10 protein-coding genes are annotated in these 13,140 nt (G+C 47.5%); 7 read left to right on the plus strand and 3 right to left on the minus strand.

The window, feature by feature from the left end:
* Window positions 1-49 precede the first annotated feature (49 nt).
* The 7 genes from PsAD46_RS04815 to pheT all read left to right on the plus strand — a co-directional run bounded on the left by PsAD46_RS04815 (window position 50) and on the right by pheT (window position 10,449).
* A complete protein-coding gene (locus PsAD46_RS04815; RefSeq protein ID WP_063306273.1) occupies window positions 50-1,345 on the plus strand; it encodes a CDP-glycerol glycerophosphotransferase family protein in 1,296 nt (431 codons plus the stop codon).
* Window positions 1,342-2,379 carry a polysaccharide pyruvyl transferase family protein gene (locus PsAD46_RS04820; protein ID WP_063291000.1) on the plus strand — a complete coding sequence of 346 codons (1,038 nt, stop codon included), beginning with the start codon at window positions 1,342-1,344 and terminating at the stop codon, window positions 2,377-2,379. The genes PsAD46_RS04815 and PsAD46_RS04820 overlap by 4 nt, the downstream gene beginning before the upstream one ends.
* A gap of 85 nt (window positions 2,380-2,464) precedes the next feature.
* On the plus strand, window positions 2,465-3,778 hold the full coding sequence (locus tag PsAD46_RS04825; RefSeq protein WP_153040686.1) for a hypothetical protein: 1,314 nt from the start codon (window positions 2,465-2,467) through the stop codon (window positions 3,776-3,778).
* 128 nt (window positions 3,779-3,906) lie between these two features.
* Window positions 3,907-4,956, plus strand: a complete 1,050-nt coding sequence (locus tag PsAD46_RS04830; RefSeq protein WP_063291002.1) for an NAD-dependent epimerase/dehydratase family protein — start codon at window positions 3,907-3,909, stop codon at window positions 4,954-4,956.
* A gap of 88 nt (window positions 4,957-5,044) precedes the next feature.
* On the plus strand, window positions 5,045-6,184 hold the full coding sequence (locus PsAD46_RS04835; RefSeq protein ID WP_153040687.1) for a hypothetical protein: 1,140 nt from the start codon (window positions 5,045-5,047) through the stop codon (window positions 6,182-6,184).
* A 730-nt stretch (window positions 6,185-6,914) separates the two neighbouring features.
* Complete coding sequence (pheS, locus tag PsAD46_RS04845; RefSeq protein ID WP_063286698.1) at window positions 6,915-7,997, plus strand: phenylalanine--tRNA ligase subunit alpha; 1,083 nt, start codon at window positions 6,915-6,917, stop codon at window positions 7,995-7,997.
* A gap of 28 nt (window positions 7,998-8,025) precedes the next feature.
* Window positions 8,026-10,449, plus strand: a complete 2,424-nt coding sequence (pheT, locus tag PsAD46_RS04850; RefSeq protein ID WP_063306276.1) for a phenylalanine--tRNA ligase subunit beta — start codon at window positions 8,026-8,028, stop codon at window positions 10,447-10,449.
* Between the two features lie 197 nt (window positions 10,450-10,646).
* Here pheT and PsAD46_RS04855 read toward each other — a convergent pair whose 3' ends face one another.
* The 3 genes from PsAD46_RS04855 to PsAD46_RS04865 all read right to left on the minus strand — a co-directional run.
* Window positions 10,647-11,075 carry a DUF134 domain-containing protein gene (locus PsAD46_RS04855; protein ID WP_063306277.1) on the minus strand — a complete coding sequence of 143 codons (429 nt, stop codon included), beginning with the start codon at window positions 11,073-11,075 and terminating at the stop codon, window positions 10,647-10,649.
* Between the two features lie 297 nt (window positions 11,076-11,372).
* Window positions 11,373-11,762 (minus strand): outer membrane protein assembly factor BamE, encoded by a 390-nt coding sequence (gene bamE / locus PsAD46_RS04860; protein WP_244271719.1) that lies wholly within the window; start codon window positions 11,760-11,762, stop codon window positions 11,373-11,375.
* Window positions 11,763-12,865: 1,103 nt separating this feature from the next.
* Window positions 12,866-13,140, minus strand: a 275-nt coding sequence (locus PsAD46_RS04865) for a transposase (RefSeq protein ID WP_153040688.1), incomplete at its 5' end; no start/stop codon positions are given.

The following is a 13,140-nucleotide window of genomic DNA, read 5'->3' on the forward strand; positions in this document are numbered from 1 at the left end:
GTTGTTTAATAAGTTGAAGAAAAAATATCGTGGCTTTCAGAAGTCTCTAGTGTCAAGCTCATTAAAGTTGGTGCAACGGCTGATTTTTGCGTGCGTGAAGATCGATAAGAATAAAGTTGTTTTTGATCATTTTAATGGTTTAGATGTTGGATGTAATCCAGGTTACATAGCAAGAAAAGTGTCTACAAGGCATGCGGATTTGAAGACTGTTTGGTTGTTGTCTAACAACCGCAAAGGCTATAATGGCGACTGGATTACTTATGGAGGTGGCGGTTTCGTTGGGAAATGTATTGCGCTAGCTTCAGCTAAGGTGGTTGTTTTCAATACATTGAATTCGATGAGTGATTGGCCCAAAAAGAAAGGGCAAATCTGGATTCAAACTGGACACGGATCATTTGGAATCAAGAAGGTTGGCCTCGATTTAGGCAATAAACGAAAGCAAAAAATTATAAGAGAAGCCAAGAGGACAAATGTTTTTCTCTCAAACTCGGTATTTGAGACTAAAGTGTTTTCCAATGGTTTTCGTTTTAAGTCGAAGCAAATTATCGAGATTGGCCATGCGCGAAGTGATGTGTTTTTTGATGATTTATTGAAGTTCTCTCTGAAAAAAGAAATTTGTAAAAAATATGATTACGAGGGTAAGAAGCTAGTCTTATTTGCTCCAACTCACAGCGAATTTGATGTCGATTTCGTTAAAAAGATTGATGTTGAAAGCATATTGAGGGCCTTTCAAGATAGATTTAATGGGGAATGGGTGTTTGGTTTGCGTTTGCATCCGAGGACACGCAATAAGATCCTAAAAAATGGATTGTCATTGAAAAGTCTAAATGGCAAAAATGTAGTCGATCTATCCGAACATTCAGATATGCAGGAGCTTTTAGTTGCTTCGGACGCGATGATTACAGATTTTTCTAGCGGTATTTTTGATTTTCTACTTACCAAACGACCGTGCTTTTTTCATTTGGAAGAGCTGATGCGGGAAAGTTTGCAAGGAACTTTGTATTTTGATTTTTTAGAAACCCCTATTCCGACGTCCTTTGACTCGAGCGTTCTGACCGAAAATATTAGAAAGTTTGATGAAATACGTTTCCTCGGCCAAGTGGATAGTTTTTTAGAGCAAGCTGGATCGTATGAAAATGGGCGTGCTGCCGATAATGCGGCTGATATTATAAAGGCGCTTACAAAAGGTGTAAGTGTCGCACGATTACGCCTGCAATATAAGAATATTAGTGATCTGGAAGGGATTTCGTCTTCTGAGATTGCCAGAAAAGAAAAGGCTGGAGGCGCTCAATTGCTGCAGAACAAAGCGCAATCCGGAAAAGGGTATGTTGAGGTTGCTGAATGAAAACTGTAAATGACTCCGAACACAAGTTTGGGCTGCTGAGCTACTCTTCAATGAATATTGGAGATGAGATTCAAAGTATTGCTGCGCTGAGATTTTTGCCGAGTATTGATACTTTAGTGCATCGCGAGCAAACCGCTTCCTTTAAGTCTAAGGTCGATACTAAGTTAATTATGAATGCTTGGTGGATGTGGAAGCCAGAGAGTTTTCCTCCTAGTGACTCTATCGCGCCGTTGCCAATCTCAATGTACATTCGCGATGAGCTTCGTGACACTCTTAACAAAAAATCTATTGATTATTTGAAGAAAGTGGGACCAATTGGCTGTCGCGATCTGAGCACTCGAGATTATATGGAGTCAAAAGGAATTGATGCGTATTTCTCTGGTTGTCTTACTTTAACATTGAAGAGGAATCCTGATGTTCCACGCGGGGACTTCATTCTTGCGATAGATCTACCGGATGCTGTTGTTAAGAAGATTAGACAGACAACGAAAAGACGCGTTTTTAGGATGTCTGCTATAATGACACCGTCTTTTACTCAAAATCAAAGATTTGATTTGGCAAGAACGGTGCTTTATCTGCTTTCTAGAGCTCATTGTGTGGTAACAACAAGATTACATGCAGCTTTACCTTGTCTTGCCCTGGAAACGCCAGTTCTGAGGGTGGATTTGGCAAAAGACAATAACAATATTCAATCGAGATTTTCTGGTTATGAAGGTTGTTTGCATGTAACTCATGAGAACAAGAAGGAAGAGATTTTTTCAGATTTCGACCTAGATAACCCTCCGTCGAATTCAGATAAATATATGGTAATTCGAGAAGATTTAATAAAGAGAACAAAAGCATTCACTGGTCATGATGGTGAGGCGCCATGCTACGGATATACTGATGATATCGAAGCTCTCATGCGTCTTACGCAAAACCTAAAATATGACAGGCGTGTTATGAAGAAAACTTTGTGGTGGGGCCGGAGTAATGATTTGTTTAAGGTGTGGTACCAGAAGACCTTCTTAAAAAAAACCAAGAATGATCGATAGCTCCCTGAGGGAAGTTTGAAGAGGAACTGAAATTTTGGGGCGGCAGAGGGGTGTTACAAACTGGCCATTAGGTGATATTTCTCCTATGAAATATGATGAAGCCAAAGCGCATGCTATTAAGCTTCGACGACATCTCTTAGCCGCCGCCCCTCAATGTCTTGATTTAGATTTGTGGAATGGTGATCTCTCAAAACAGCGTATTAACCTGAGTAAAGATGGATTAACCATAGAGTGTTTTGGTGTTTGCTCTCGAGAAAGTAAGTTGTTTGTATTTTTAAGTTCAGGTCGTAGTAGGAAGGGTGAAAATGCTACGCGCTTTGAGAGAGTTAGCTGGTACCCGTGGTTTAACGGGGTGTGTTTATTTATAGAAGACCCCACTCGAAAGTCGATTTCTTCCAACATTACTGCGGGTTGGTATTTTGGTTCTGAAAAGATACACGCACTTCCGATTGTTGCTGCAATTGTCAGGAAGGTTCAAAGTAAATATGGAATCGCAAATGAAGATACTCATTTTATCGGAAGTTCTTCGGGAGGCTTTGCCGCGCTCTGGTTGGCAGATTTTGTAGTTGGCGCAATCGGATTTGCTGGAAACCCTCAATATTATGTAGCCAGATGGCCAGATTCTAAGCGATTTGCGATGGAGCAAATTGACTTAACAAATCCAGAGTTTGAGAAGAGAGTAAGCTTAGAGCACTTGTCTCAAAATCATCGGTCTCGTTTTTTTAGCCAAATCAACGCCAAGTCAAAGAATGATTATGAAGATCAATTAGTTCCACTTCTGGAGAGTTGGGGACTTTCTCCTGTAAGCTATGGATTAAATAATTATGGAAATTTTAGTGTCTATTGCCGGTCAATTGGAAACGATGGAGCTAACTCCACACATCATGCCTTTGATAATGTACAAGAGTTCAGGCTCATATTCAATGCTATCAAATTTGAATATTCTATAGATGCTAGAGCAGATGCACTTAATATCGTGCATGAAATGCAGTCGGAGCGTTTATCTTTACAGGATAGGATTTTATACTCGAAAGTCTGGACTGTTTTCTTTTCGAAAATACGACTTCCGATAGTTGTTCCATGGGATGCCCTTGATGGGAAAGCTGCTAAGTTTACTTTAAGAAATTCGAATCGTAGGCTGTATTATCATGTAGTTTGGGGCGGGCAGGCGAAACATGCTTTTATTTCCCTAAGAGCCAAGCAGAGAGACAGGGAGCTTGCACCTGTTTTTGAGGAGTTAGCAACAGCTGGTTACGGCAGGCATTTTTGCAAAAATGGTACTCGCATACTTACTATTGGAAAATCTAACTATGAAGTTGCTCGTGTTAGATTTACTTCATTTGTAAAACAGACAACGCCATTTCTGTATGCGGCTCTGGACCTTCATGAGATGAAATAATAAGAACCCATTGGCCTTCGGCTTTTTGATGTCAGAAGAAGACGCTGATTAAGATCAGCGTTTAGAGTAATTATAGCAAGCTGAAATGACGGTTTGCCAATTCAAATGAAGTAGAATGTGAGAATTGCATGTTTAGTTCCAAGGCGGAAGTAATAAAGCAGGATATTTTTGAGTTCGGTAGCAAAATTGATGCTAATGAGCTGCTCTTTTTATCAGACGCGAAAATACTGGTAACTGGATCTACAGGACTGATTGGTTTTTACATAGTTGCAGCGATGAAGTACCTTAATGAAAAACATAACTTGGGTATTTCTCTGTATTGTTCTAGTCGAGATATCACGGCGGCCATGAAGTTATTTTCCGGTTATTTCGAATGTTCTGGAATAGAAGTTGTTGAATACGGAAAAGAAAATATTTCTGGCCCCTATGATCTTATCTTCCATACGGCAAGTTCAACAAATCCTGTAGAATTGGCTAAGCGTCCGCTGAATGTTATTGAAACTAATGTACAGTACACGAATGACTTACTAAAGTTGCTGAAGGAAAAAACAGGTAACTTTGTCTTTTTTTCTACTCGGGAAATCTATGGTAAGAAAGTGGACCTGACTAAGAAGTATGTCAGCGAAACCGACTACGGTGTACTCGATCCTCTAGAAATACGTTCTGCTTATCCGGAAAGTAAGCGGCTCGGTGAGAATATGGTAGCCTCCTATGGGATGCAGTTTGGAAATCCATATCGTGTAGTTAGAATTTCCCACACTTATGGTCCCGGCATCAAGCTAAACGATGGTCGGGTTTTGAGCGATATCATTGGTGCCATGGTAAGTAATGATGATATCAATCTTAAATCTGATGGTACGCATCAGATTTCCCCGACATACGTTGCTGATGTTGTGGCTGGGCTGCTTGTAAGTCTGATACGTGGAGAAGACGGGTGTTACAATATCTCCAATCATAAAGAGATATACTCGGTATATGACATCGCTAAGATTGCTGCTGACAATAGTCCTGATGCTGAGGTGACGCGGAAGATAACTCCGGAGAAGTCATCTCTATATCTAAAACATGATACTGGTATTTTATTGTCAAATAAAATTATGGATTTAGGTTGGGATTTTAGTGTTTCTCTGGAGGATGGTTTGGGTCGAGTTTACTCACATTATAAACTTAGTGCATAAAGAACAAAGCTTGCGATCAAGATCGCAGAGTTGATAAAAGGGGACCTTAAAGTCCTCTTTTAAATGTGTATAGAAGGTTTGCTTAGCTTTGCAGAATTATTTCTTTATAGATTCAAAAGGAAAGTCGAGCGCAAGCCAATACACTTTTGCTTTTGAAAATGGTTTATTTTCGCCTGAAGATATTGAAGTAATAATAAGATTTCGCTTTCGTAGTTTTTTGAGTAATATTCGGGCCTGGCTTAAGTATAAATATAAAATTCGGTTTGTAATTAGAACTAGGGAGAACTGTGTTTCTTCTCAGTGCGGTAATGTATTCTATTTTTTTAACTCAGTAGAAAATATTAGACTCCTGAAAAATAGAAATGTAAATCATTTTTTTTTGGGACACGGTGAGAGTAATAAGCGAGCTTCTTTGCATCCGATGTACCGTGTTTATGATTATTTGTTAGTGGCTGGCCCATTTGCAAGCCATAGATTACAACAATATGGAGTTATGAATCAAGAAACCGCTGCACAGCGAGTTTTGGACATTGGGAGCTCTGGAGTTGCAAATATCGATTTTGATGATTTGAGAGTGATTGGAGAGAATAAGTTAAATTCTGAGGCGCGTGGATTATTATATATGCCTACTTGGGAAGGTGGGACTGAATCGGAAAACTCTTCGACATTGTGTTTTCCACGATTACTGGAATTTTTAATTGAATCTTTGAAAATAAATAATGCCAATTTTATATTTTTCAGGCCGCATCCTAATATTGGCAGTAGAAATTCAAAGTATAAAGATGCGTATTTTTCTCTATTGAAGCAACTCAAGCGGGAAAACGTGCAGATCGTCGTAGGCAAAAAAGGTTTTGAAACGCTTTCAGTATGGCAGCGAGCTCTTTTAGGAGTTCGCAAAATGGCTGTTGAAGAGAAGAGTTTAAATTTTTGCTATGCTCTTGTTGATGTTTCCGCAGCCGAGACAATGGCTGCAAAATTAGGCATACCTTCGATAATACTCACTACAGACAAAAGCGATATTTTTGCTCCAAAGGCATATCTAGAATTAAAGGGATCCGCAGTAATTCAACTAGATAGGTGGAGTTCAATGCAAGAATGCTCTGAATATGCAAAGTTGCAGACTGTACAGACGTTTCAAGGTGAGTTTATTAGCTATTTTCGCGAAGATGGTAATGCTAAGTTAAGGCATGTATTATCGGGATTTGGTATGCTAGGTAAAGCTATATAGTAGCTATTGTATAGCTACAGTTTTGTGAATTCTCAATTCTTTCATTTAGAAAAGCGTTGTTCTCTCTCATGAGAGGAGCTGGTTTGGTTCTAGTATTTATATTTTATTTCATTTTGGGACTGGCGTACCTCGTCTTTATTAATGTTGAAGCGGGCCGTACCATTTCGATAGCTGTTAGGCGTTCAGTTCATAATGTACCTTGTAATTGTTACTAGCGTGAAGATCCAACAACGCATTTCTTGAACGATCCCAATCTGGCTCCCCTTCCCATCCTCCGCCATTTCCGCTACCCTCCGCACACCACCATCAATCCTCAAAGGATTCCCAATGCCGTTGCGCATGCACATCGCCGAAAAAATCACCACCCGTGTCCATGATGGTCCGGCGTGTGGGCGATTTATGTGCTTGGCTTGATGCTCGCTATGCAAGAGTGAGAACCGCACCGCAGAGCCATTGTGCTCGCCCGTTTGTGCGTGTTCATTCAGGCAAGAGCGTTTAGGCAGCGGGGCAGGGCGTGCCATTCCACGAGCAGCCCCAGCGGGTGTTTTCATCGTAATTCCTGAAGTTTCCGCTGAAAAACGGGAGTATTGAGGAAATCTAAGAGGCTGATTATCAATCAGCCCCTTTATTGCGCTGCCAGCATTCGCTAAAAGACCTCCACGAATTTTATTTGCCCGGCCGGGACTCAGGTTCCAATCAGCTGCTGGCACATCCAAACCCTTGAGGGATTATGTCCGACCTCGAAACACTCGAAGCCGAGATTAACACCGCGATTGCCGGTGCTGACTCCGAAGCCGCACTGGAAGACGTGCGCGTTGCCGCCCTTGGCAAAAAGGGCAGCGTTTCTGAAAAAATGAAAACGCTTGGCAAAATGAGCCCGGAAGAGCGCAAGGAAATGGGTCCTGCGCTCAACGGCCTGAAAAACCGCGTTGGTGAGGCTATCACCGCTCGTAAAGACGTGTTGAAGGTTGAAGCACTCAACGCGCGCCTCGCCTCTGAAACCGTTGATGTGAGCCAGCCACTGCGCACCACTCCGGCAGAAGAAGGCCGCATTCACCCGATTTCTCAGGTGACTGACGAGCTGATCGCCATCTTCGCTGACATGGGCTTTTCCGTTGCTGAAGGCCCGGACATCGAGACTGATGAGCTGAACTTCACCGCGCTCAACTTCCCGGAAGGCCACCCGGCCCGCGAAATGCACGACACCTTCTTCTTCAATGAAAAGGAAGACGGCGAGCGCATGTTGCTGCGCACGCACACATCCCCGGTGCAGATCCGCGCGATGAAATCTCAGGAGCCACCGCTGCGCCTGATCATGCCGGGCCGCACATACCGTTGTGACAGCGACCAGACCCACACACCAATGTTCCACCAGCTGGAAGGCCTCGTGATCGACAAGACCACGCATATCGGCCACCTGAAGGGCACATTGGAAGAGTTCCTCAAAGCCTTCTTCGAAGTGGATGATGTAGAGCTGCGCTTCCGCCCAAGCTTCTTCCCGTTCACCGAGCCATCCATGGAAGTGGACGTGAAGTGCGACCGCTCCGGCGCTGAAGTGAAAATCGGGACCGGCAACGACTGGATGGAAATCCTCGGCTGCGGCATGGTGCACTCCAACGTTCTGCGCAACTGTGGTCTCGACCCGGATGTGTACCAGGGCTTCGCATGGGGCATCGGCATTGACCGTCTGGCAATGCTGAAATACGGCATGAACGACCTGCGCGCCTTCTTTGATGCAGACGTCCGCTGGCTCAAGCACTACGGCTTCCGTCCGCTGGATATGCCAGCGCTGGTCTCCGGTCTTTCCAAGTAATTTGGTCCAAACGTAAAGAGCTAATAAAATGAAATTCACCCTTTCCTGGCTCAAGGACCATCTTGAGACCGATGCAAGCCTTGATGAAATTGTAGAGCGCCTGACGCTGATCGGGCTGGAAGTGGAAGAAATCTCCAATCCAGCTGATCGCCTTGGCACATTCAAAATCGCCCGTGTTCTGGAAGCCGAGCAGCATCCGAATGCGGACCGTCTGCGCGTGCTGAAAGTGGACACTGGCGAAGGTGAACCCCTACAGGTTGTCTGCGGCGCCCCAAACGCCCGCAAAGGTCTGATTGGCGTGTTCGCAAAACCGGGCGATTACATCCCCGGTCTGGACGTCACATTGTCCGTCGGTAAAATCCGCGACGTGGAAAGCCACGGCATGATGGCCTCCGAGCGCGAGCTGGAGTTATCCGACGAACACGACGGCGTCATCGACCTGCCAGAAGACGCACCAGTCGGCACCCCGTTTGTTGCATATGCTGGTCTGGACGATCCGGTCATCGAAATCGGCCTGACCCCGAACCGCTCCGACTGTGCAAGTGTGTTCGGAATTGCGCGTGATTTGGCTGCTTCCGGCTTAGGAACGCTAAAAACCCCGCAAAAAACGCAAGTGAACGCACATAGCAACGCAAACGACCTAAAAATCCTTTTGGATCTAGGGGATAGCCCGGAACACTGCCCTGCATTTGGCTATCGTGTGGTCCGTGGCATCAAAAACGGCCCGTCTCCTAAATGGATGCAGAAGCGTCTGGTTGCTATCGGTCTACGCCCGATTAATGCCCTCGTGGACATCACCAACTACATGACCTTCGATCAGGGCCGCCCGCTGCATGTCTTTGATGCAGATAAGGTTTCCGGCAACCTGACTGTCCGTCACGGTAAGGCTGGCGAAGAACTTGTTGGCCTCGACGGAAAAACTTATGCCGTTGACGAGAGCGTCGTAGTCATTGCTGACGACAACGGTCTGGAGTCTCTCGGCGGAATTATGGGTGGAGAATCAACAGGTTGCGATGAAAACACCAGTAACGTGGTGATTGAAAGCGCACTCTGGGATCCGCTCAACATCGCCCGCACAGGTCGTAAACTGGGAGTATCTACCGACGCCCGCTACCGCTTCGAGCGCGGCGTAGACCCGGCGTACATGGTAGAAGGCCTTGAAACTGCAACGAAATTGGTCATGGACCTGTGTGGCGGCGGCGAAGCATCCGACGCGCACGTTGTAGGAGAAGTGCCACAGGAAGAGCGCATCATCGACTTCCCACTCAGCGAAGTCAAACGCCTCTCCGGTCTGGAAGTATCCCACGGTGAGATCAAAGCTATCCTCTCCCTGCTCGGCTTCTGGGTCGCTGGCAACGGCGATGTCGTGAAGGTTTCTCCCCCAAGCTGGCGCCCGGACATCCACGGAAAAGCTGATTTGGTAGAAGAGGTTATGCGCATTGTCGGCATCGACAAAGTGCCAACTGCTACCCTGCCGCGCATGGAGCCAATCTCCCAGAAGGTTCTGACTGTTAGCCAGATCCGCCGCTCTAATGCCCGCCGCGCACTCGCAACACGCGGCATGGACGAGGCCGTTCTGTGGTCCTTCATTCCAAAAGCCCACGCAGAGCACTTCGGCGGTGGTAACCCACTGCTATCATTGGCAAATCCGATATCAGCAGACATGTCCGACATGCGTCCGTCCCTGCTGCCTGGCCTGCTCACCGCAGCACAGCGCAACGCAGACCGCGGCTACGCCGACGTTGCTCTCTTCGAAGTTGGCCAAGTCTTTGAAAACGATAGCGAAAAAGGGCAGAAGATAGTCATCGCCGGCATCCGCCGCGGTACCGCCAAACCAACCGGTTCTGGTCGCCACTGGTCCGGAAACGCTGAAAACATTGATGTTTTCGACGCGAAGGCCGATGCGGGTGCGGTACTGCAGTCCATTGGTGCGCAGGTAAACAACCTGATGGTCTTCACCGACGCTCCGGATTACTACCACCCAGGCCGCTCCGGCGCCCTCAAAATGGGTCCGAAAAACACTCTGGCGTACTTCGGTGAGATCCACCCTAAGACCTTGGAAGCATTGGACATTGAAGGCCCGCTCGTGGCGTTCGAAGTCTTCATCGACGCTGTTCCTCAGCCGAAGAAGAAAGCGACCAAATCCAAGGGTGCGTTGAATGCTGCGGATCTTATGCCGGTAAAACGGGACTTTGCGTTCCTGGTAGACAGCTCTATCCCGGTTGAGAAGCTCCTGAAAGCTGCCAAAGGTGCGGATAAGGCATTGATCACAAACGTGAATCTCTTCGATATCTACGAAGGGCAGGGCGTGCCGGAAGGCCAGCGCTCCCTCGCGATCGATGTAACCCTGCAGCCGACCAAGAAGACCCTCACCGATGAGGATATCGAGGCGGTCTCAAACAAAATTGTTGCGTCCGTTCAAAAGGCTACCGGCGGTACCCTGCGCGGATAACTCCCGTTGAACAGCGCTAACGAAACACAAAAACGCGGATTCCGGAAAATTTCGGAATCCGCGTTTTTTAATGCGAAATCGGCGAAATTCGACCCGTCAGCAGGGGCATAACCTCACCCACCCACGGGGATATCCAGCCCGTCAAGCACAGCCCAGCCCCAGAACCCAGCCAGAAACCACAACCACCCAGCGCCGGCCTAAACCGCCCCCTCCGCCTCATCCAGCTGCACAGGCTCAGAGATCACGCTCGCCCGTCCGCAGAACCCGCGCCGCCGACGCCGCTGCATACGCTGGCAGTCCTCGTCACTCAACTCCGCTTCGGGCAGGCAGGAGTCGTCCGCCGCAACGGCACCACCCTCAATTTTCAGCGCCAACCCCTCCGTCAGCGCCGTCGCAACCACCGTGCGGGCGTGGGAGACAAGGCGGGAGAACGTAGGCCGTGAAATCCCCATCAGATCAGCTGCAGCCGTATGTTCCAGCCCTTCCGCATCGGCCAGACGCAACGCCTCCATCCCGTCCTGCGATAAAACCGCCGCCTGAAGCGTGCGCAGCGGCACGCCCTGCGGCTTGAAAAAGCGCACTCCTGCAGTTCCATGAATTCGGCGTGGTTTTCTTGGACGTGGCATAACAAACACTCCTTTCACAGCCTCTCCCATAAGAACCATCAGTGATTTAGGCAGGGGAGACGCACAGCAACATAAATCTAGAGCAGGGGGCGTGAGGAATAGAGAACGCGGCCAGCTCTAATGAGCATATGTTCATTATACTGCGCCTCTTATCAGTCTCTGACAAGCTAGGAAAAGAACATATGCTCATAATGCCACCTCACCACAACGGGCATAACCAGCAGCATACAAGGGCATAAACAGCAAAACCGCCCGAAGCTTCCACCCCGAGCGCGCCAACCCATCTAAAAATCTATGCTACATGTTCGCGGTGATAAGTCCGGTGCGAACCTCGTCCTCCACCTCAATCATGGAGTAGTTCCTCAGCAAACCGTCCTGATCAAAAAACAGGGCCACTTCCTTGGTGGTCACATCCTGCCCGCTGGCAAGCAAATCAACCACAGGAATGAAGTTCTCAACCTTCGCCTGCGTCCGTACATGCCTGTATTTCCAAATCTCATTGCCACTATCGGTAAAATCAGTGGTGTTCGGATCGCCCAACGCAACGCGCACATCTTCCTTGGTTGTCTTGCCGTTCTCCAGCTGGCTTTCCAGCCCTTCACGCGTCAAATGCCGAAGGCTCTCATTGCCAACAGAAGCGCAGCCAGCCACAACCAGCCCAAGCCCCAGAGCGAGGATAACGTGCACAATTCGCAAATCTATGCCCCTTTGCGTTGGTTTGCGTTGCTCCGTAAATGCAACGCACAGCGAGTTCTTCTTAACTGGGAATAGAACTTCGTTCTCTTAGCCGAGCGTGCCGCCAGAGCGCAGCCCTGTAAACCTGAGATAAGACTCGTGTAAGAACTGTCAGGGGGCAATAGAAAGAGGGAATTACGAAATTAAATCAAAGCGCTAGAGGGCGCCTTAGTGCACACCAAACACCAAAGCCGGCAAAAAAGCCTGCACACTTCATGTGGAAGAAACCACCACACGCCCACGTGCACCAACGGGCATAACCCGGCAAACATCATTTTGCGTTGCTATGCGCAACTTTGCGTTTTTCTGCGTTCCTATGAAATTCGGGAGATCAACGAACCTGAGCGCACCGCTAAACCCGAAATCTACGGCAAAAAAGGGGAATAAGTGCAACAGCCCTTCGCCTCATATAGTGCACCAAACACACCACCCAAAATCCAACTTATCCCCGCACACCCAACCCGCTTCAAACCACCTCTCCCTCCACCGTCATCCCACACACCTCCCTCTTGTCACGCCACACACCCCGTCTCATCATCCCGCACACCTCCATCTCGTCATCCCGCACTTGATGCGGGACCCAGCTGGAAATCACCCCTCATAACAAACTGCATGTGTCATGATGTCGTGGCCTGACGTGACGAACGCTGACATAGCAGGAGTAGTATCTGGAGTTGATTTGATGGGGGTGCGGCCTTGGCCTAGATCCCGCATCAAATGCGGGATGACGTCTGAGGGGAGGCCAGCCTGTATTCCAAAACGGCCCCAACACAAACCGGAAACCGCAATTTATAATTGGAATTTCACTAGCAGATATGCAGGGCACATGCCAATATTTTTAATCAATGAGCCAGTAAAACTTAATGCCAAGTATTTTGCCGATTATCGATGATTTTTCACCACTTTCCGCCCGCTCCATCAAGCCATTGCCACTCACAACACTCGTCCTTAACTTGGCCCTATTGGAAGCTGGAGTACATCCCGCGGCAAACCCCCACCACCGTCATCCCACACACCTCCCTCTCGTCATCCCGCACTTGATGCGGCAACTGTGTTTATGCATTGAATGGAACACTATCTCTGAGGAGTGCATTGGCTGTGATGAGTATCTTTCTCGCCAGAGCAATCATTGCCGCTTTGAAGGGCTTCCCTCTTTTGATGAGGGCTTGAGCAAATGAAGCAAAGTGAGAATTAGATCGTGCCGCTGTAACCGCTGCCATATAAAGCGCGTTCCGCACGCGTTTGCGCCCACCCTTAATGGCCCGATGGCCGCGAAACTGACCACTATCTACATTGAAAGGAGCAAGGCCAGCCAGAGCGGCAATGGCTT

It is taken from the genome of Pseudovibrio sp. Ad46 (assembly GCF_001623065.1).
Classification (GTDB): Bacteria; Pseudomonadota; Alphaproteobacteria; order Rhizobiales; family Stappiaceae; genus Pseudovibrio.